The organism is Paraburkholderia sp. RHO2 (assembly GCF_050955445.1).
Classification (GTDB): domain Bacteria; phylum Actinomycetota; class Actinomycetes; order Mycobacteriales; family Mycobacteriaceae; genus Prescottella; species Prescottella agglutinans_A.
In genome coordinates this window covers 268,373-287,485 of the sequence record NZ_CP162618.1, presented here as the reverse complement: position 1 = coordinate 287,485, position 19,113 = coordinate 268,373, and the positions used below count along the sequence as shown (strand labels likewise).

The window sequence follows — 19,113 nt, the reverse complement described above, 5'->3', positions numbered from 1 at the left end:
GTTCTCGATGTCCTCGCTCTCGCCGGACTTCCTGCCAACGCACGCGGCGCACACCCAATATTGGGTGGGCGCCGTCATATTGGGTGGGCGCCGTCGGGCACCATCTGACGTCAGCCGACGTCAGCCGGCCGCGGTGATCAACGATGGTAGTTGGGGGCGTCCACCATCATGGCGATGTCGTGTGGGTGGGACTCCTTCAGACCCGCCGCGGTGATCCGCACGAACTTGCCGCGGGACTTGAGCTCGGGGATGGTGCGCCCGCCCACGTAGAACATGGTCTGGCGCAGACCTCCCACCAGCTGGTGGACGACCGAAGCGAGTGGGCCACGGTCGGGCACGCGGCCCTCGATGCCCTCGGGGATGAGCTTCTCATCGCTGGGCACGTCCGCCTGGAAGTAGCGGTCCTTGGAGTACGAGGTGTTCTTCCCGCGCGTCTGCATGGCCCCGAGCGAGCCCATCCCGCGGTAGGCCTTGAACTGCCGGCCGTTGACGAAGACCAGCTCGCCGGGGGACTCCTGGGTACCGGCGAGCAGCGAGCCGAGCATGACCGAGTCCGCGCCGGCCACGAGGGCCTTGCCGATGTCGCCGGAGTACTGAAGGCCGCCGTCGGCGATGACTGGGACGCCCGCCGGTATAGCGGCTTTCGCGGACTCGTAGATCGCGGTCACCTGCGGCACGCCGACGCCGGCGACGATGCGTGTGGTGCAGATCGAGCCCGGGCCTACGCCGACCTTGATGGCGTCCGCGCCGGCGTCGACAAGCGCCTGGGCGCCCTCACGGGTGGCGGCCTGTCCACCGATGATGTCCACGTGCTCGGCGGCCGGGTCCTTCTTCAGCCGCGCGATCATGTCCAGCACGCCCTGGCTGTGCCCGTTCGCCGTGTCCACAACCAGCACGTCCACGCCGGCCTCCACCAACGCCATGGCGCGGTCGTAGCCCTCGCCGAAGAAGCCCACCGCTGCGCCGACGCGCAGGCGACCCTCCTCGTCCTTGGTGGCCAGCGGGTATTCCTCAGCCTTGTCGAAGTCCTTGACGGTGATGAGCCCGCGTAGCACGCCGGCCTCGTCCACGAGCGGCAGCTTCTCGATGCGGTGCTCGGCCAGCAGTTCCTTGACCTTCTCGCGGCTGGTGCCCACTGGTGCGGTGATCAGCGGCATCGCCGTCATCTTTTCTCGCACCTGGGTGGTAGCCCACTCTCCGCGCGCGACGAAGCGGGTGTCGCGGTTGGTGATGATGCCCAGCGGCGTGCGGTTCTCGTCCACGACCGGCAGGCCGGAGACGCGGTAGTGCGCGCAGATCCGGTCCAGGTCGGCCAGTGTCGCGTCGGGCTTGATGGTCACCGGGTCGGTGATCATGCCGGCTTCGGAGCGCTTGACCTGGTCCACCTGGCGGGCCTGCTCCTCGATGGAAATGTTGCGGTGGATGATGCCGATGCCGCCCTGACGCGCCAGCGCAATGGCCATCGGCGCCTCGGTGACCGTGTCCATGGCGGCCGAGAGGATCGGGACGTTGAGGGTGATCCTGCGGGTCAGCCGGGTGCTCGTATCGGCCTCGGACGGGATGACGTCCGTGGGGCCGGGCAGCAGCAGCACGTCGTCGTAGGTGAGACCCTCCAGCGCGAAGGGATTGAATTCAGCGGTGGCGCTCACACGTGGCCTTCCTGACAGGTGGACGGGGTTGTCCGATCCTAGAGAGCCGGTGGGGCGCACTTCATTCCGGTCGCGCCGTCCGTGAGCGGTGTCACGGTGCACAAGTCCAGTAGCCGCTGCAGGTACCGCTCGAGGATCTCCCCGGCCGAGACAGAGAAGCGCGGGGTGCGAGTTGGCCAACCAGAGGTTGCAATTGCCCACCGTCAGCCTGCATCCTCCATCGTCGACACGACGTTTGCCGTGTCGACTGTAGAGATCGCGCAGCGTCCTGCGCTGTGGTGAAGCCCTGCAGATTGGGCTCATTCCAGCCGAAATCCGCAACTCGCCGGGCCCTGAGCGGCACGCTTCGAACCCCCGTGAGCGTCCTCTAATTATCTTGTAACGCAGAGAATCTCGCACCCTATCTTTCGATGCGGTGGTCTGGTGGCTCAGTGCCCAGATACGTCAGCTGGAACGTGAACTGGGGCACGACCTTCTGGACCGCTCGGAGCGAGCGGTGACACTGACCGAGGTCGGTGCCGCGGTGCTTCCCTACGCGCGGGCCGCGGTGGCTGCCGCATCGGCGACGCGTGATGCGGTCGATGCGGTGGCGGGCCTGGCACGTGGGCAGGTCGGTATCGGCTCGGTGCCCTCGGCGGCGCTCGACCTCGTCGAGCTGCTGGCGGACTTTCACGCCCGCTACCCCGGCATCGAGATGACCCGACCGAGCAGAGTTCGGAGAACCTCCTGACGGAGGTCCGCACCGGACGGCTGGACCTGGCCTTCGTCGGTCTGGCCGGGGACTCACCGCCGGGTGTCGCGTGCCGCGTCATCCGGGAGGAGGCGCTCGTCGCCGTCGTCGCCCGCGCCGATCCACTGTCCGGCAAGACCGCCGTCGACCTTCGCGAGCCCGCCGCGCGCCCACTGATCACGCTGCCTCGCGGCACGGGGATCCGGTCGGCTCTCGACGCGAGCGTCGCCGAGGCCGGCCTGCCAGCTCACATCGCCTTCGAGGCCAGCGATCCGCGGGTCGCGGCCCGCCTCGCGCAGCGGGGGCTCGGAACGGCGATCCTGCCCGCATCCGAGGTCGCCGCCGACGACGACCGAGGGCTGGTCCGCGCGGTCGCGATCACCCCGCCAGTGTCGGCCCGCCTCGCGCTGGTGTGGCGAGCACAGGGGCCGCTGAGCCCGGCCGCAGACGCCCTGAGCGCGCTCGTCACAGCGCGAGCATGAAGCGGACCGTGTGCTTTGATGGCTGGCAGCTGGCGCGCATTCAGAGACGTATCGAGTGCAACCACCGCGCGAGTTCAACAGAAACCCAATGGGCACGGGCAAGTTCGCGCGTCGACAATGTTGTCGGTGCCGAGTGTCAGGATCGGCGCATGGATTCACGCGATGAGTCGTTGATGGTCCCCGACGAGTGCGTGCGCTGGTGTGCTTTGCAGCCGCATGAGATCGCAGTCCTCGATGACATGGCCACCGTCGACCTTGACTGGTGGAACACGCGTTTGGACTGCCACCAGATCCCGGTGCGGATCGCCGGCCGAGACCTCGATGGCCGCCAGGTCGACAGTGGGATCGCGTACCTGTGCCGCGGTGACCTCCAGCGCAGTACCTGCACACTCGAGCTCGACGGTTGGTGGGACCTGACCGCGCTCTACCTGTGCGCGGCCTGGCTCTACGCTCACCCCCACCGCGGCCGGGTCCGCCGATTCGTCGACGTCCGCAACTGGACCACCCCGAACCAGCCGTTCGTAGTCATTGCCGAGGCCTTCGCCGCGTGCGAGCGCTCCCCGGCTTTGATCGATGCCGGTCCGTTCCGGGAATGGTCCGGGTGGCCCAAAGCCCCCGGCGTCGGACCTTCCTTGCTGTCGCTGTACTGCTGGGCCACGCACAACGGCCATGCCGAGCGGCCCCAGCTTCTCGACCAACAGTCCGTCGCGAGCCTGATCCGTCACGGCTGGCTGGAAAACCCGTCGGTCGCGCAGTTCACCGTCGCGCGCTACAGCCGCTACATCGACCTGATCCACCACTGGGCCCGGCAAGCCGACACCACCCCTGAACTGGTCGAAATGTGGCTTACCTACGCCTGGCGCGAACGCACTGCCGTCGCCGATCGGCACCGCGGCGACCACACCATCACCTGACCTACCCGGGCGCGAAAGTCACGATCCCGGGTGTTACGGAACGCGAAGATCCTCACGGACCTACAGCCGCATCTCATCGGTCGGCACGCGCTGTAAGGTTCCGTCGTCGATGTGCACGTGTGGGGCAGTCCACGACCGGGACCTGAACGCAGCAGACGACATCCTCGCCGTCGGACCGGCGAAGAGACTAGGAATGCCTCTGGATCGCAGGTAACACTGGAACTCGTTCCGGCGCACGGCGAACAAGCAAGAACCCCGGAATGTCGCGCGCCGCGCTGGCAGGAATCTCCGGCGTTTAGGCCGACGAGGACGTCAATGCGCCTTGGTATATGCCTCGACAAGGCTGGCCGCGATCTTTCCCCGGGCCGATACCGCGTATCCGTTCGCGTGCGCCCACGCGCGGATCGTCTGGGTCATCGCACGGTCGGGCGTGTCCTTGACCTGCCGGGTAGTCTTGCGGCCCCCGACTCGTGCGGCGTGGCGGATGTAGTAGTCGAGCTTGCGATGGAACTCGATCGCGTTCTTCTCGTTCAGGTCGATCGTGTACTGCACGCCATTCACAGCGAACTCGATGGACTCGCCTCCGACGTCAATCGGGTCCCCGTCAAGATCGTCGATCAGTTCGACCACGAGCTTTTGTGCCACGTCCCGCTCCTCCACATCACCAGGCCAGAGAGATCGAGCCTATGCGGCCTGACCCGCATCCACATCGTGTCACTATTTCGATGCCCGGCCGGTGAGCTCTTCGCCGCGTGGCGGCCGCCCTTCCCTCGACCCTAGGCGCGAAGCACCTACCGGCGGGCTGCTTCGGTGACGACAAATGGGCCGTCGGGCCGCGCCACCGTCACGTCGGATGGCGCCGCTACCGTTACCCGCATGGATGCGTCACCGCTGTCGAGTCTCCCGGCTGTTCCGAACGCCGACCACGATGCCGGACAGCTTTCGCCCTGGGGGAGTGGGGGAGAGGTCGCGAAGGCGCGTGTCGTGGCGGCAGTCGAGCAGTCGCAAGCGACCGCCACGACCCGCGCGTACCGGTCCGACTGGAATCGGTTCGCCCGCTGGTGCGCCGCGAACGCGGTCACCGCGCTGCCCGCGGCCCCGGAGACCGTGGCGTCGTATCTCGCTGAGGCGGCGGACGAGACGGCCAGCGGTCACCTCTACTCGCCGACCACACTGCGCCGCTGGGTCGCGTCGATCAACTTCTTCCACCGCGCGGCGAACGAGCCGACTCCTGGAACCAGCCAGCTGGTGGTGTCGACGCTCTCCGGGCTGCAGCGCGCCGCGGCGCGTGATCCCCGGCGCCGCTCACGACGCCGGGAGGCGTTGCGGCTCGACGACATCGACACCATGGTGGCGGCCGCGCGGGAATCCGCGAGCACCTGGCCCGAGCAGCTCCGCGAGCGCCGCGACTCCGCGCTGCTGTGGCTCGCGTTCACCGGCGCGTTCCGCCGCTCCGAGCTCGCCGACCTCCGCTTCACGGACATCCGGTTGCACCGCGCCGACGGCCTCCACATGCGGGTGCGCACCTCGAAGACCGACCAGGAGGGGCGCGGACAGATCAAGGTGGCGCCGTTCGGGCGCGAACACCACCGGTGCCCGGTCTGCGCGTACCGGCGGTGGCATCAGGTCGTGTGCGCCTTCGATGGTGGTGGCCGGGCCGCGGTGATCCGGGAGCTTGCGAACGCGGAGCCCTTCACACGTCACCTATGTAGGGCACAGGGCACGACCCCGGCAGATTCGCTGGCGCCGGTGTTCCGGCGGATCGACAAGCACGGCAACACCAGTCACGCTCCGCTGTCGGGGGCGGCGATCCACGGGGTCATCCGCGCCCGGGCGCTGGCGGCCGGTTTCTCCGAGGAGGAGGTGCAGATGTTGGGTGGACACTCGCCGCGGGCCGGGTTCGTCACCGAAGCGCTCTCGAACGGGGCCAGCGCACACTCGATCATGCGCCAGACCGGGCACGCATCCCCGTCGACGGTGGAGATCTACGCCCGGGAGCGGACCCCCGCACAGAACAACGCCGTCACCGAACTCGGATTCTGACCAGCGTCCGCCGCGGCGGACAGCCACAGGTGGCATCGAGCACCCTGCACGCCGCGGGGACTGGGATAGTCGATGCCCATGGAGCACGAGGTGAGATTGAGCCGATCTCCCTTCCTACGTCGCGGTGCCCGGACCTGCCTTGGTCCACAGCCATCCACTGTGCCGAGCGCGTTTCTGGTATGCGGCACGCTGCGACGCGGTATGGCCGCCGCCACCGGGTGAGCCGGGCATCTTCGCTAGCTGACGGCCACGCTAGCTATCGTCTCCCTATGCCGGAGAGCGCGGAGGCGGACAGGATCGAGGCGTTGCTGCCTGCACGTCTGCGCCCTCGGTGGACTCTATTCGCCGACTGGTGTGCAGGCGTCGGGGCGCCTGCGCTACCGGCCACAAGGGAAACACTCATCGGGTTCGTGCGCGCCAACCCAGCAGCTCTATCGACGCAACGGGAACGGCTGGCCGCTGTCCGGGCCGCACACGCGATCGCCGCCGCACCGGTGCCCGCCAAGACCGAGCCAGCGAGGGTGGTCGCCGACTCCCATCACCGCTGGGGCGGGAGCCCGGCAGCCTCCGTGGTGGCTGCGTTGCCATCAGCGGGGTGGCCATCGGGCTTCTTCGGGCGCCGAGATGCGCTGCTACTGGTGCTATCCGAGGCACTCGGCCTGTCATACGGCCAGATGGAGCGCCTTCAGCGCAGCCAGGCCCGGGTCGTCGAGAAGACCCTGCAGGTGCAGGCAGGTTCAGTGTGGGTATCGGTATCCGCCGAACACGATCCGCGCTCCTGCCCCGTGGCGGTGTTCCTGCGGTGGGCGCGCCTGCTGGCATACATGGACCGGTGGCCGTCGACGTCGGCGGTCGCATCAGCGCTAGCGAAGTCGCAGCCATTGACCCAAGAGTCCGTGGAACCGTATGCACCACTACCGCAACTGGTTCGCGACGGACCACTGCTCCTACCGATCGATCGGTGGGGTGGCCTCGGGATGGGCCGATGGCAGCCACACGCGCACGCCCGCTGGGGGTTGCGGGCAGCCGCGATCGGCGAGATCGTCGCCACACACCTCGACGGTGTCGGCCGCCGGCACGACCGCTGGGGCTGGGACCGCCTGCCCCGCGACGTCATGCAGGACGAACCGGCCGACAACCCACCCGAGCCGCCTCCGCTACGAGAATGGGACGTCGCCGCGGGCTGGCAGGCCCGCGCCGACGCACAGGTTCACCTGAGCGACGTCGGTGACGTCCTCGACGACGTCGAGAAGGAAGCCGAAAAACTCGCCGCCCGCATCGCGGCGATCCTCGACGCCGAGTACGGCGCCCAGTAGCGGGCCCGGCGACCTACGGCGAGCCCGTCTGCCGATGCCAGCGTCGGCTATAGCGGAACGCCCCGCGGTGGCACGCTCACCGACATCTCACGGGTCTGTGATCGTCTGACAGCGCACGTCCAGTCGGCTGTGGCGAGTCCCCGCGCCTGGCAGTGTTCACCACGCGCGGGCCGCAGCGCGGCGCTGCTGCCGGCGCCCGCCCTTCCCATCGTCACGTCGACGCCCAGGGATTCGCTGGGCGCGACGCCGCAGCGCAAGCTCGTGCTGTAGGCGGTCGGCCGACAGCTTCCCCGGCCCGTGAATGCGCGTGCCGTCACTGCGCTCGATCGTCGTTGCCATCACCGTCTCCATTCCTGACCCTCGTGGTGCAAAGCACGGTAGGGCCCACTCTTCGTGTCTGTGGCACTACGGATCTCGGCCCCGAGAGACCCGTTGGGCACGCTGTCCCGTCACACGGTGGTCACCGGAACTGGACCGGCAATGGTCTCCGGAATCCAGCAGGGAACGCAACCTGTTTTCACTCGGGAACACCCGGCACGAAGACCCTGGTGTCCGCCGTCGACCTTATGGAGGGCAGCGAATCCGATCCGTGGGAGGTGACGTCGCCGCACTCATCGGCAGCGCGTTCGCCGCGATCGCGGTCGCCCCATCCGCTGTCCACTAGCGGGCCGACAGCTTCCGCGGACGCTGACGGATGTTCGCGGCGAGCGCCGCCACCGGCGCCGATTCGCCCCCTGGCGTACGCCATAGTCGAGATCGTCCACGCCAATTGCCTTCACCCCGGCACATTCTCAGGGGGAGCAGGTGTCACGCCGGGTCGACGACAACACCGGACAACGCGAGTTCGTCGTTGATCGGTGCCCGGCACGCGGTCAAGGCGCTGCCGACCCCGGAACGTCCTGGCGCCGACCGAGGACGTACAGGCACAGCGTCCGGTCCTCGGCGACCCGGCGGGCCTCCTCGCTTCGCCCGTCGAGCAGTAGCCGATCCTCGGTTTCCCCTAGCGCCTCGATCGCCTGGGCAAGTTCCTCGCTGGTCATCTCCTGCGCGGCGCGGATCACCCGCATACGGTCGCTGGTCACCGGATCCGTCAGTGGCCCGGCAGCGGCCCATACGACGCCGCCGAGGACCACCCCAGCGACCGCGACACCACCGACGATCAGACACATCGCCGCAGCCACGGCGAGCTGCTCGCGAACAGGCTCGAATAACCGGGTGGCCTGGGCAGCTACGAGGGCCCCGCCGACCAGCGACGTGCCCACGCCGGCGATGCCGGACCACCGCATCGCAGCCTTTGCATAGCGGCGCGCAGACACCGTCGGCGACCCACCCGCGTACCCCATCCGAATCCCCCTCCGCTGACGACGATCGGGCCATTCTTCCACCCCCGCCAAGCTTCACCGGCCGCGGACACGTCCCACTGCACCGCGTGTCCAGCCACGATTGTCCCGGCGGGAGTGGGAGAGCGTCCTATCTCAAGGGACCGAAGCGGCCGCCCGCAGCGAGCAACCGCAGCAGACCGACGATCTGCGCGCCGCCGACGCTTCGGCGGCTCGGTTCCCGCGCGCTCCAGCGAGTAGGGCGTGTGCCGCGCTGCCCGAGACCCCGCAGCCGCTGGCGATCGGCTTCAAGCGCCACTGCACGTGGATCTTTGATGCGGGTACTCGGCTATGAGGCGATGACGGCGACACAGCGGTACACCTGAGGCGCCGGCAACGAAACCGGGCAAGTGGGCGAGCTAGATTGGCGAGATCGACCTCCGCTTGCCCGGAACCCGGCTGTCGCGGCGTCGGGTGCATCGCCGGAGCGCTTCGACCAACCGTGCTCTCGTCTGTGCAGGCATAATGACGTCATCGATGCCGAATCCCGATGCGGCCCATAGCGGATCGACACCGGCGCGGAACCGGGTGATCAGGTGGTTCCGATGTAGCTCTGGATCATCAGCGGCGTCGATATCGCGACGGTAGGCGATATCGACCGCGCTTTCTATCGGCATAGCGCAGATCTCGGCTGTCGGCCATGCCACGACGACGTCTGCATCAATGCTGCGCCCGCCTCCCATCGCGATGTAGGCGGCGCCGTATGCCTTGCGCATGATGACGACGAACCGAGGCACCGTTGCCTGTGCGAGTTCATAGACCAGTCGGCCGCTGCGCCGGCCTAGTTGAGATGACTCGGCGGCTGATCCGATGAGGAACCCCGGCAAGTCGATCATGATCAACAGCGGTATCCCGAATGCGTCGCAGACGGCGACGAAATGGGCTGCTTTCTCGCAGGCCGCACTGTCCAGAGCGCCTCCGAGGTGGAGCGGCTGGTTGGCAACCACCCCAATGGCGCGACCCCCGATGCGGGCCAAGCATGTGACGATGTTCTGCGCCGTCGCAGGTCGAAGCTCGAGCACGGAGTCTTGATCGGCGATCGCCTCGATGACAGTCTCTACGTCGTATGCGCGGCGCATCGAGTCGGGAATCAACGAGGCGATGTCTATCTCGGACGGCCGCCCGCTGCCTAGTGGAATCTCTCCATCCGTAGTGGCAGGAAAGTAGCTGAGGTACGCGCGCACCGCATCGATTGCCTCGATCTCATCGTCTACCGCCAGATCGACGACACCGTTCATTGACTGGACGTCCGCGCCGCCAATCTGCTCGTTGCTTAGGTCCTCGCCGGTGCCAGCCTTCACGAAGGGTGCCGAGGACATGCCGAGGGTCGATGTCCCGCGGACCATGACGACAAGGTCGCACAGTGCCGCCAGGTTGGTTGCCAAGCCGAAACCCGGGCCCATCATGACCGCCACCGTCGGTACCAATCCCGACAAGTCGACCAGCCGGGCGAGCATCGGGGATCCGAAGGCTGATGCTCGTGAGTCGAGTCCCTCCTGTATGCGGTGTCCTCCGCCGTCGCATAGCAGGATGAGCGGGATGCGGTCATGCAGTGCCACCTGCGCGCACCGCTCGATCTTCAGCATGCCGACGGCGCCATTGCTCCCGCCCATGACCGTGAAATCGAACGCCGCGATTGCAGTGGGTCGGCCATCGATGTAGCCGATCCCCGTGACCACCCCATCGCCCGTGGCCCCGGGGTCCGACGTTCGATCGTCGAGGCCTGGTGTGACTAGAGCGCCGAACTCGACAAAGCCGTCCTCGCCGGTGAGCATCCGAATGCGCTCACGTGCAGTGCATTTCCCTCGCTTCTTCTGCTTGGCGACCGCGGATACTCGGGCCAAGTCCGCCGTCGCGGCGTGTGCGTGCATCACGCGCTCGGAGTTGCTGACGGCCACAGTGGCTCCTTGTTGTTCGTGGTGGTCTTGGTTCGTCTCGCATAATTGGGGGTTGGGAATGGATTCGATCGGTGACTGTCGGGCTGTCCTGCATCGCGAGAAGTGCAGGAAAGGTCGCCGCGCTTACCGGTCGGTGAACGTGGCTTGTCTCTGGGTGACGAATGACCGGATCCCGACCTGTGCGTCCTGTGCCGCTCCGCACACGAGCATTGCCTCGAGCTCGGCCTCGAGTTGCTCGCGGTGTGTCGATGCCATCGACTCAGCCAACAGGCGCTTCGATTGGCGTGTCGCGGTGATGGACCGGGTCGCGAAGAATCGCGCCCTCTCGAATGCCGCATTGAGTAACGCGGCGTCGGGGACAACCCGGTTGACCAACCCCCACTCCAGCGCAGTGGTTGCGTCCAGGACGCGGTTCTCGAGGATCATCTCCTTTGCGCGTCGCATCCCGACGAGTCGAGGCAGGTGCCAGGAGCTACCGCCGTCGCCGGACAGGCCGATATCGGCGAATCCTGTTGCTATTTTGGTGTTCTCGGCAGCCACGACATGATCGGCGCACCACACGAGGCCCAGTCCGCCGCCGGCCGTGCCACCGTGCACCGCTGTCACGACCGGGAAGGGTAGCTCGTCGAGCAGTGGCAGCGTCCGGTGCCACAGCGAAATCATCGTGCGGAACTCGCTGGCCAGCGTGTCCAGGTGTTCGGTGAAGTACTTCAGGTCGCCGCCGACGCAGAATGCGGGACCGTCGCCGCTGATCAGTAGGCTCCTGGCCGTGTCATGTGCCGCGATGGATTCCGCCGCCTCGGCGAGCGACTCGACCATCGCGAGGTCGATGGCGTTCCGTGCGTCTGGGCGGGTGAGGCGCAGGTGTGCGACGCCGTCGTCGTCGACGGTGAGGGTGCAGCGATCTGTTCTCATATCAGTTCCTGTCGGCTTGGTCGCTGGCATCGGATCGCAGAGTTCCGTCGTATGCGAGGTGAGCTGCGACTTCGAGGATCGCGACCATCTGGTGGACCGGATCGAGGTCGTCGAGGCGGCGCCCGTGTCGGGTCCACGGCAGGGATCGGGCGATCTCGTGCGGGGAGCGGCCGCCGACCCCGAGCTCACGGATGATGGTGAGGCGTTCATCGTGGTGGACCAGGAGCTCGCGGGCTCGCGTGTGGACACTGGGAGACACCGGACCGTGTGCCGGGAGCATTCGTGCATCGGGTAGTTCCAGGGTCGCATGCAGCGAGGAGAGGAAGGAACGCAACGGAAGCGCCTCTGGCTCGCGTTCGAACCCGATCGATGGGGTGATGCGGGGGAGAACATGATCTCCCGTAATCATCACGCCGGCGTCCGCGTCGGCGATCACGATGTGGCCGCGGGTGTGGCCGGGCATCCCGTGCACGGTCAGAGTCCGGTCTCCGAGGTCTAGGACGTCGCCGTTCCGGAGCCACACGTCCGGATGGCCGAGGGCGACATTCTTCTCATGGTCCTGGAACGGCATAGCGTCGATGATGTCCGCCAAGTCGGCTGCACCGGCTGCCCGGAGCTGCTCGACCTGACGCGGGTAGCAGCCGACGAGGGTGCCGAAGGCGTCGATCGAGTGTTCCTCTCCGGCACCGAGAAATACGCGACCACCGAAGTCGGTGCGAATCGCGATGGCCTGGGTGTAGTGATCCCAGTGTCCGTGGGTTGCGATCATGGTCGTGACGTCGTGCAGTCCGTAGCCGAGTTCTGCGAGCGCAGCGGTGAGGGAGCGTTCAGTGTCCGCTGTCGCCCAGCCGGGGTCGACGAGGACGAGTCCCTGGGACGATTCGAGCGCGTAGGCGTTGATCGCCTTCAGGTCGTCGAGCGGCAGTGGCAGGGGGATCCGATGAAGACCATCGGCGAGCTGTTCGGTGAGCCGTTCTGTCACGGAAGTCGTCTCTTTTCCGGTGGATTGGCGGTTGCCGGTACAGCTGCCGGCGCTAGCTCGTTGGCGTCACTGGTACAGCTGCCGCAGGTGCCCGAGTCCAGTAGTGGGGCCTTCCCGAGGCCGTACTTGATGACGGATTGTGCGGTCGAGATGAGGTCAGCGAGGGGCCCTCGTGATCGGTTCCACCATTCGGGCGCTCCGTTGAGCGCGCCGAGGACGAGCTTGATCGCCGCCCGCCGGTCCAAGTCGTCGCGGATCTGGCCCGCGTTGTAGGCGTTCTCGATCAGTGCACGCCACAGCGCCGAATAGGCCCGGCTCTCTTCTCGCAGGCGGGCATGGATGTCGTCAGGTAGCTGCCCGGTATTGCGGGTGACGGCCATCGCGAAGTGCGACAGTTCGAGTTCGACTTCGAGGTGCGCGGCCGCGGCCGCGCAGATGCGGTCGATCGGTGCAACGTCCGAGGGGAGCTCCTGCAGCGCATCCATGACGTGTTCCCGCAGCCGCGATTGCCCGACGGCCATCACTTCCGATATCAGTTCGTGCCGTGATGAGAAGTAGTAGTAGACAGCGGGGGCCCGCAGGTCCGCGCCGGCGGCAATCTCTCCGAGCCGGGTTGCCGAGTACCCTTTGCGGCTGAGGACTTCGGCGGCGGAGAACAGGATCCGTTCGCGGGTCGTCTCAGACTTGCTACTGATCATGGCATCGAGTACCCGCCGCTGACGGACAGCACTTGCCCGGTGATCTGACGTGCAACCCGATCCGAGCTGAAGAACACCACGGCGTCAGCCACGTCGTGGGCGGTGGTGAGCCGCTGCAACGGAATGCCCTTCTCGAGTGACTCGATCTGCTTGGCGTTGAACACGTTGTCCCGGCCGACCGCCCACAGGCTGCTGGCGCCGACGGCGTCGTCGCTCTCCGGGAGGACGAGACCCGGGCAGACGACGTTCGATCGAATTCCGTGGCGGCCATGTTCCTTCGCGACCGTACGAGCGATCGCGATCAGTCCGGCCTTGGTGCTGCCGTAGATCCCCTGGCGGATCTCACCAAAAGCCGCATCGCTCGAGATGAACACGATTGAGCCGGTTCCGGAGTCGCGCATTGGTGCGATCGCGGCCTGGGTGCAGGCGATCGCGGTGAACAAGTTGATCTCGATCGTCTTCTGCCAGCGCGCCCGGTCGGTGTCCTTCGCGAAGAACTCGGCCTCGCTCCATCCGGCACAGTTGACGAGGGCATCGATGCCGCCCCATTTCTCGACGACGAGTCCGACAGCGTCGTCTGCGGCGCCATCTACGGTGAGGTCGGCGCAGACCACCTCCGCCTCGGCGGCGCCGAGCTCGAGTGCCTCGGCTTGTACCTTCTCGGCCTGTGCGCCGTCGATGTCGCAGATGGTGATGCGTGCGTGTTCGCGGGCGAATCCGTGGACGATTCCGCGACCGACGTTGGAGCCGCCTCCGGTGATGAGTACGCGAGCGCCTGCGAGGCCGAGGTCCATGGGTGTCCTTCCGTCCGTCGACCGGTGCAGCGGCACCAGGTCCGGGTGTGCGGCGTAGATGCCGAACCCTACATAATTTATGTTCAATTCAAAAGTGATGGTCCATCTCGTTCACGTTGGGCAAGAACGACACCGACAAGCTGCAGCCCGTGATCGCCAAGTGGAACGCAGCCCACCCGGACGAGCAGGTCTCGCTCAAGGAACTGCCCGGTGAGGTCCGAGCGACACGCATCCCCGGGCGCACTGGGTCCGAACGTCCCTCGTGCGGATATGGATCCGGTGCGCCGGGTGGGCGGTGTCGCGACGTGCGACTCGGGGTTGCCGACATCTGGGTCAACTATGTGGGTATCGCTCGCGATGCCTCGATGCGAGTCGCACGTCGAGGTGATCCGGGGGAGTTCATCGAAGATGCCGGCTCGGCGGTTGGCTCGGCCGCGAAGGGCTCCGCCCGCTTCGCACCCACTTTCTACTGTATAGTAAAAAACGCGGATGTGGCGGCGCCCCTTGCCGGTACCCGCACCGGGATGCCGCGAAGAGATCCCTATTCGAATTCAGATCGCGGACTGGTGAAGCGGACGCGACAAGGATGGAGGCGTGTCGAGCCGATGACCGATACCATGCCCGCTCGCAGGGTGTACGCCGATGAGATCGCCGTTGGCTCGACCTACGAGCTATCGGCGTACACGGTCACAGAGGACGACGTCGTCACCTTTGCCGAGCAGTGGGATCCGCAGTGGTTCCACACCGATGCCGGGGCTGCGGAGCATGGGCCGTACAAGGGCCTCATAGCGTGCGGCATGCACACGCTTGCCATCTACCAGCGGCTGTCGGTAGTCGACGTTTTCGAGAACTGGCACGTCATTGCCGGCCGCCGCCTACGCGATGTGCGCTTCCTCCGGCCCCTGCGACCTGGCACAACTGTCACCGGGCGTCTACGTATCACTGGGCTTGACCACGACAGGCCCGGCCGTGCCCTCCTCGTCGCACAGGGTGAACTCGTCGGTGACAACGGTAAGCAGCTGCTAACCGCGGCTACCGAGATATATGTGCGGGCTCGCGCCTAGGGGTGCTTGCGGGTGGTTCGAGCCCGAAGGCTGGTCCAGGTTTCGCCAGGCACACTCCGCGCATACTCCGGCACGCACACCAGCACCATTGCGCCGACCACGCTGACGGCCTGCAGAACAGTCATCGTCACTCACTCTTCGCGTCATGCTTCGGTCGATCGTGGCGTAGGTGGCCCTACGGGCACTGGCGAGAGCCTGAGATACCCCGCCGGAAACGAGCTTGAAAATCGGTATCCCTGGCAGTGATTGGATACGAATGGCCTGATGTCCGGCCGACGCCGTACGCGGGACATCCCTCACGCATATCTGTTCGGATCCACGAACCGGTATCGATGCCCGCGTCGGCGCGAGGGGCGATGGCGACCGCGGGAAACGACGAGGATGCGATCCGGATGAGACCGTTGCGATCCCGTTGACCCGATCTCGCGGCCCAGCTACTTGTTTGCCCATTGGCGACCGATGGGCGAAGACCCCGCGGGAGCGGGCGACATGCAGCAGATCGAGTTCGTCTCTGAGCAGTGAGTATTGCCCATCTCCGAGAGGGATTCGGGGCGGGGCGACCGTTCAACTCTGCAACCGCTTGGCGACTTCGGCTGCGGCGCAATCTATCAAGGGGCCCTTCCTGCGGCACCGAGGCCAGGGTCCGCTCGCGGGGCGTCTCGGGCTTGCCGCTGCTCATGCCATCCATAACCGTCGCGCACGGACGGGGACTTGGGCGGTGATCTGGGGCGCGCGACCCGATCCGAACTGAAGCGTAGGGGAACGACCTGCACGAGTGACTGCTCCTGCAGGGGCGAGGCCGTGGGCGATTCCGCGGCCGATGTTGGTCCTGTCGGCTGACGTGCGCGCGGGCGCCGTCGAGTCCGAGATCCGAGGGCGTCCTTCCGTGTGCCGGGCCGACGCCCGGTGCGGGGAGCGGTTGTGGCCGTTGACTCCCGAATCGTCTTAATTTATGTTCAATTCAAAAGTGCACGACTGAGGAGGAGTTCGAATGAGGCGCGGCATCGGCATGATGGGCACGGGCGGAAGGTGGCAGCGGCGATGAGCGGCCTGGTCGAAGGGAAGACCGCCGTCGTTACCGGCGGTGCGCAGGGGATCGGGTATTCGATCGGGCGCCTGCTCGCGCAGCAGGGTTCGAATGTCGTTCTGGTGGATGTGGATCCGGACCGGGCAGACGCCGCGGCAAGGGAGTTGTCCGCGGAGGTGTCCACCAATGTCGTCGGTCGCGGCTGTGACGTCGTCGACGAGGATGCGGTGCGCGCGGCGGTGGACGACGCCGTGACGCGATTCGGTGGTCTCGATATCTGGGTCAACAACGCGGGCATCACTCGTGACGCCTCGATGCGAAAGATGAGCGTCTCGGACTTCGAGGCCGTGATGAACGTGCACCTCAAGGGCAGCTGGCTCGGCGTGCGCACGGCCGCGGAGGTCATGCGTGAGGCCGGCAGCGGATCGATCGTCAACATGTCCTCGCTGTCCGGCAAGTCCGGAAACCCCGGCCAGACGAACTACAGCGCGGCAAAGGCCGGCATCGTCGGCCTGACCAAAGCAGCCGCGAAGGAACTTGCGCACCGCGGTGTCCGGGTGAATGCCGTCCAGCCCGGTCTGATCCGGACCGCGATGACCGAGGCCATGCCACCGGACGTGTTCGCGGCACGGGAGGCCGACATCCCGATGAAGCGCGCCGGTACGCCGGAGGAGGTCGCCGGAGCGGTGCTGTTCCTGGCCTCCGACCTGGCGAGCTACGTCACGGGTGCGGTTATCGAGGTCGGTGGCGGGCGGTTGATGTGAGCGTCCAGAACCCCACAGCGCCGACGTCGGGTGTCGTCCAGTGCCGGATCGACGGCATGATCGGGACGATCCTGCTCAACCGGCCGGAGTCGATGAACGCGATCACAGTCGAGCTCGGCGCTGACCTGGAGTCCGCCCTGCACGACCTCGCCTCGCAGGTGAACGTGATCGTGATTCGCGGTGCGGGAGGAAACTTCTCGGTGGGCGGCGACTTCAACGAGCTGCAGCGATTGCGCGCACAGGGCCGCGAAGCCATGGCGCCGCTATTCGGCAACTTCAGGCGAGCCTGCGCAGCGATCGCTGCGCTCGACATCCCGGTGATCGCCGCCGTCGAGGGATTCGCGATGGCGGGCGGTTTCGAGCTGATGCTGTCCGCGGACATCGCGCTCGTCCACGAGAACGCCAAGCTCGCCGACACGCATTCCAATCACGGCATGGTGCCCGGAGGCGGGAGCACACAGCGGCTGCCGCGCCTGGTCGGCCGGCAACGCGCGCTCGCACACATCCTCACCGGTGACCGACTGTCCGCGGCCGACGCCGTTGCGTGGGGGCTCGCGTACAGGACGCTGACCTCTGCCAGATTCGACGCGGAGGTCGAGGAGTTCGCCCGCAAACTCGCGGAGAAGGATCGCGCAGCGTTGACCCGGAGCAAGAGGCTGATCTATTCGGGTCTCGAGCTTCCGCTGACCGAAGGCATCGAACTCGAAGCGCAGGGTGTCCTCGACCACCTGTCCGAGGATTCGAGCGGTGCTGGAATCGACGCCTTCACCACCCGGAAGGAAGCCTGACATGACAGAACATCTCATCGCCGACGGGCCGGTCCTGCTCGACCTCGAATCGAACGGTATCGCCCGGATTCGCCTCAATCGTCCGGGCGCCGCGAACGGCATGGACGTTTCACTGCTGCAGGCTCTGCACGCCGCGATCCTGCGCGTGCACGGCGAGCCGACCGCGCGTGCAGTCATTCTGTCCGGCGAGGGCCGCAACTTCTGTGCAGGCGGTGACGTCAAGACGTTCGCCGGCAAGGGGGAGGGCTTGCCCGACTACCTGCGTGAGGCGACGGCCTGGCTGCAGATCGCGACATCGGCGCTCATCCAACTTCAGGTCCCGGTCATCGCCCAGGTTCACGGATTCGCGGCCGGCGGTGGCGGTTTCGGCCTCGTCTGCGCCTCGGACTTCGTGATCGCCTCAGAGGATGCGAAGTTCATGTCCGGGGCGGTCCGGGTGGGTATGGCACCGGACGGCGGCGTGTCGGTGACGCTCACCCAGCTCGTCGGCCTGCGCAAGGCTGCCGAAATCCTGCTCACCAACCCCGTCCTGAGCGCACGCGAAGCCCTCGAACTGGGCTTGCTGACCCGGATTGTCCCCGCGGCTGATCTTGCGGCCGAGGTCGAGGCCTATGCGCTGCAGTTCACCGAGACCGCTCCACTTGCGATCGGTGCGGTCAAGCGGCTCCTCTGGGGCGGCGTCGGCGCGACCGTCGCCGACCGGTTGAACGAGGAGGCCCGCACTGTCTCCGAACTATCCGGTACAGCCGACTCGCTGGAGGGTCTTGCAGCGGTCATCGAAAAGCGTGCCCCACGATTCGAGGGGCGCTGACATGGCCGATCCCACCGTTCTCGTCGAGGACCTCGGGCCTGTTCGCGTTGTGACGCTCAATCGCCCTGAGCGGCGTAATGCGATCGACCTCGTACTGCGGGTGGAACTCGCCGAGGCCCTCGAACGGGCCTCCGATGATCCTGCGATCCGTGCGGTCGTGCTCACCGGGTCCGGCGGCACGTTCTGCTCGGGCGGCGACATTTCAACGATGAAGCGCCAGGGCATGCACGAGTCGATCCCGCGAGCGCAGGCCGCACAGCGCGTGGTCAGGGCGATCTGGGGCGGAAAGAAGCCCGTCCTGGCGGCGGTTGAAGGCTCCGCATTCGGAGCGGGCGTATCGCTCGCTTCTGCCTGCGATCGCGTCGTGGCGGGTGCAGACGCGGTTTTCAGCACAGCCTTCACGGGCGTCGGGCTGGCCGGCGACATGGGTTTGTTCTCCTCGCTACCGGCCCGCGTCGGGCCCGCCGTCGCCCGCCAGCTGATGCTGATGCCGCAGCGGCTGAACGGGATCGAGGCCCACCAGATGGGCCTGGTCGACGAGGTCGTCCCGACCGGTACGGCACTCGAACGTGCCGTCGCGGACGCCGAACGGATAGCGGCCGCACCACCGCTCGCGCTGCGCGAGATGAAGGCCCTGTGGCGGAAGTGGGCCTCGGATCCGTTCGACGTTCTCGACGCCGAGGTGGAAACGCAAGCGCGGCTGTTCGACACCGCCGACTTCGCAGAGGGCGTCGAGGCCTTCCATGCCAAGCGCACCCCCAGGTTCACCGGGCACTGAACCGCCGGGCGGTACAGCGCCCTGTCCTGCTTCCCCGGTTGCGCACCCGGGCCTCCATCGTTTAATTTAAATTCGAGTCAA

19 protein-coding genes are annotated in these 19,113 nt (G+C 66.8%); 11 read left to right on the top strand and 8 right to left on the bottom strand.

Going from position 1 to position 19,113, the window contains the following annotated elements; genetic code table 11:
• Window positions 1-137 precede the first annotated feature (137 nt).
• Window positions 138-1,649 carry an IMP dehydrogenase gene (guaB, locus tag ABTV10_RS26445; RefSeq protein WP_499035880.1) on the bottom strand — a complete coding sequence of 504 codons (1,512 nt, stop codon included), beginning with the start codon at window positions 1,647-1,649 and terminating at the stop codon, window positions 138-140.
• 415 nt (window positions 1,650-2,064) lie between these two features.
• On the opposite strand from guaB, the gene ABTV10_RS26440 reads away from it, so the two are divergent.
• From ABTV10_RS26440 to ABTV10_RS26430, 3 genes are read left to right on the top strand one after another with little or no spacing between them, the layout of a single operon-like run.
• Window positions 2,065-2,379, top strand: a complete 315-nt coding sequence (locus ABTV10_RS26440; protein WP_499035879.1) for a LysR family transcriptional regulator — start codon at window positions 2,065-2,067, stop codon at window positions 2,377-2,379.
• Complete coding sequence (locus ABTV10_RS26435) at window positions 2,376-2,861, top strand: LysR substrate-binding domain-containing protein (protein WP_499035926.1); 486 nt, start codon at window positions 2,376-2,378, stop codon at window positions 2,859-2,861. The genes ABTV10_RS26440 and ABTV10_RS26435 overlap by 4 nt, the downstream gene beginning before the upstream one ends.
• Complete coding sequence (locus ABTV10_RS26430) at window positions 2,858-3,775, top strand: 8-oxoguanine DNA glycosylase OGG fold protein (RefSeq protein WP_499035877.1); 918 nt, start codon at window positions 2,858-2,860, stop codon at window positions 3,773-3,775. Before ABTV10_RS26435 ends, ABTV10_RS26430 begins: the two co-directional genes overlap by 4 nt.
• A 312-nt stretch (window positions 3,776-4,087) precedes the next feature.
• Here the strand turns inward: ABTV10_RS26430 and ABTV10_RS26425 are convergent, their stop codons facing one another.
• Window positions 4,088-4,420: a histone-like nucleoid-structuring protein Lsr2 gene (locus tag ABTV10_RS26425; RefSeq protein ID WP_499035875.1), complete on the bottom strand. Its 333-nt coding sequence runs from the start codon at window positions 4,418-4,420 to the stop codon at window positions 4,088-4,090.
• 231 nt (window positions 4,421-4,651) lie between these two features.
• Here ABTV10_RS26425 and ABTV10_RS26420 point away from each other — a divergent pair, with 231 nt between their 5' ends.
• The 3 genes from ABTV10_RS26420 (at window position 4,652) to ABTV10_RS26410 (ending at window position 7,404) form a co-directional block, all read left to right on the top strand.
• Window positions 4,652-5,818, top strand: coding sequence for a site-specific integrase (locus tag ABTV10_RS26420; protein WP_499035874.1), 1,167 nt, complete (start codon window positions 4,652-4,654; stop codon window positions 5,816-5,818).
• Between the two features lie 674 nt (window positions 5,819-6,492).
• Window positions 6,493-7,134 (top strand): hypothetical protein, encoded by a 642-nt coding sequence (locus ABTV10_RS26415; protein WP_499035872.1) that lies wholly within the window; start codon window positions 6,493-6,495, stop codon window positions 7,132-7,134.
• A 129-nt stretch (window positions 7,135-7,263) separates the two neighbouring features.
• Complete coding sequence (locus ABTV10_RS26410; RefSeq protein WP_499035870.1) at window positions 7,264-7,404, top strand: hypothetical protein; 141 nt, start codon at window positions 7,264-7,266, stop codon at window positions 7,402-7,404.
• A gap of 602 nt (window positions 7,405-8,006) precedes the next feature.
• Here the strand turns inward: ABTV10_RS26410 and ABTV10_RS26405 are convergent.
• The 6 genes from ABTV10_RS26405 to ABTV10_RS26380 all read right to left on the bottom strand — a co-directional run bounded on the left by ABTV10_RS26405 (window position 8,007) and on the right by ABTV10_RS26380 (window position 13,800).
• Complete coding sequence (locus ABTV10_RS26405; RefSeq protein ID WP_499035868.1) at window positions 8,007-8,477, bottom strand: hypothetical protein; 471 nt, start codon at window positions 8,475-8,477, stop codon at window positions 8,007-8,009.
• Between the two features lie 395 nt (window positions 8,478-8,872).
• Entirely contained in the window at window positions 8,873-10,411 is a 1,539-nt protein-coding gene (locus ABTV10_RS26400) for an acyl-CoA carboxylase subunit beta (RefSeq protein WP_499035866.1), read from the bottom strand.
• 123 nt (window positions 10,412-10,534) lie between these two features.
• Window positions 10,535-11,326, bottom strand: coding sequence for an enoyl-CoA hydratase/isomerase family protein (locus ABTV10_RS26395; protein ID WP_499035864.1), 792 nt, complete (start codon window positions 11,324-11,326; stop codon window positions 10,535-10,537).
• A gap of 1 nt (window position 11,327) precedes the next feature.
• Complete coding sequence (locus tag ABTV10_RS26390) at window positions 11,328-12,308, bottom strand: MBL fold metallo-hydrolase (protein WP_499035862.1); 981 nt, start codon at window positions 12,306-12,308, stop codon at window positions 11,328-11,330.
• Window positions 12,305-13,006 carry a TetR/AcrR family transcriptional regulator gene (locus ABTV10_RS26385; protein WP_499035860.1) on the bottom strand — a complete coding sequence of 234 codons (702 nt, stop codon included), beginning with the start codon at window positions 13,004-13,006 and terminating at the stop codon, window positions 12,305-12,307. The genes ABTV10_RS26390 and ABTV10_RS26385 overlap by 4 nt, the downstream gene beginning before the upstream one ends.
• Entirely contained in the window at window positions 13,003-13,800 is a 798-nt protein-coding gene (locus ABTV10_RS26380) for an SDR family NAD(P)-dependent oxidoreductase (RefSeq protein WP_499035858.1), read from the bottom strand. The genes ABTV10_RS26385 and ABTV10_RS26380 overlap by 4 nt, the downstream gene beginning before the upstream one ends.
• A 116-nt stretch (window positions 13,801-13,916) precedes the next feature.
• Here ABTV10_RS26380 and ABTV10_RS26375 point away from each other — a divergent pair, with 116 nt between their 5' ends.
• The 5 genes from ABTV10_RS26375 to ABTV10_RS26355 all read left to right on the top strand — a co-directional run bounded on the left by ABTV10_RS26375 (window position 13,917) and on the right by ABTV10_RS26355 (window position 19,032).
• Window positions 13,917-14,864, top strand: coding sequence for a MaoC/PaaZ C-terminal domain-containing protein (locus ABTV10_RS26375; RefSeq protein WP_499035856.1), 948 nt, complete (start codon window positions 13,917-13,919; stop codon window positions 14,862-14,864).
• Between the two features lie 1,041 nt (window positions 14,865-15,905).
• The gene (fabG, locus tag ABTV10_RS26370; RefSeq protein ID WP_499035924.1) at window positions 15,906-16,655 is read left to right on the top strand and encodes a 3-oxoacyl-ACP reductase FabG; all 750 of its coding nucleotides are present in this window, start codon (window positions 15,906-15,908) and stop codon (window positions 16,653-16,655) included.
• 56 nt (window positions 16,656-16,711) lie between these two features.
• Entirely contained in the window at window positions 16,712-17,443 is a 732-nt protein-coding gene (locus tag ABTV10_RS26365) for an enoyl-CoA hydratase/isomerase family protein (RefSeq protein ID WP_499035922.1), read from the top strand.
• Window position 17,444: 1 nt separating this feature from the next.
• A complete protein-coding gene (locus ABTV10_RS26360) occupies window positions 17,445-18,254 on the top strand; it encodes an enoyl-CoA hydratase/isomerase family protein (protein ID WP_499035855.1) in 810 nt (269 codons plus the stop codon).
• Between the two features lies 1 nt (window position 18,255).
• On the top strand, window positions 18,256-19,032 hold the full coding sequence (locus ABTV10_RS26355; protein ID WP_499035853.1) for an enoyl-CoA hydratase/isomerase family protein: 777 nt from the start codon (window positions 18,256-18,258) through the stop codon (window positions 19,030-19,032).
• Window positions 19,033-19,113 lie beyond the last annotated feature (81 nt).

What these genes read in the sequence shown, in the direction of transcription:
- ABTV10_RS26420 (WP_499035874.1), top strand. Translation starts at nt 4,652, where the DNA reads ATGGATGCGTCACCGCTGTCGAGTCTCCCGGCTGTTCCGAACGCCGAC.
- ABTV10_RS26415 (WP_499035872.1), top strand. Translation starts at nt 6,493, where the DNA reads ATGGAGCGCCTTCAGCGCAGCCAGGCCCGGGTCGTCGAGAAGACCCTG.
- ABTV10_RS26360 (WP_499035855.1), top strand. Translation starts at nt 17,445, where the DNA reads ATGACAGAACATCTCATCGCCGACGGGCCGGTCCTGCTCGACCTCGAA.
- ABTV10_RS26395 (WP_499035864.1), bottom strand. Translation starts at nt 11,326, where the DNA reads ATGAGAACAGATCGCTGCACCCTCACCGTCGACGACGACGGCGTCGCA.
- ABTV10_RS26380 (WP_499035858.1), bottom strand. Translation starts at nt 13,800, where the DNA reads ATGGACCTCGGCCTCGCAGGCGCTCGCGTACTCATCACCGGAGGCGGC.
- ABTV10_RS26385 (WP_499035860.1), bottom strand. Translation starts at nt 13,006, where the DNA reads ATGATCAGTAGCAAGTCTGAGACGACCCGCGAACGGATCCTGTTCTCC.
- ABTV10_RS26365 (WP_499035922.1), top strand. Translation starts at nt 16,712, where the DNA reads ATGATCGGGACGATCCTGCTCAACCGGCCGGAGTCGATGAACGCGATC.
- fabG (WP_499035924.1), top strand. Translation starts at nt 15,906, where the DNA reads ATGAGCGGCCTGGTCGAAGGGAAGACCGCCGTCGTTACCGGCGGTGCG.
- ABTV10_RS26430 (WP_499035877.1), top strand. Translation starts at nt 2,858, where the DNA reads ATGAAGCGGACCGTGTGCTTTGATGGCTGGCAGCTGGCGCGCATTCAG.
- ABTV10_RS26355 (WP_499035853.1), top strand. Translation starts at nt 18,256, where the DNA reads ATGGCCGATCCCACCGTTCTCGTCGAGGACCTCGGGCCTGTTCGCGTT.
- ABTV10_RS26405 (WP_499035868.1), bottom strand. Translation starts at nt 8,477, where the DNA reads ATGGGGTACGCGGGTGGGTCGCCGACGGTGTCTGCGCGCCGCTATGCA.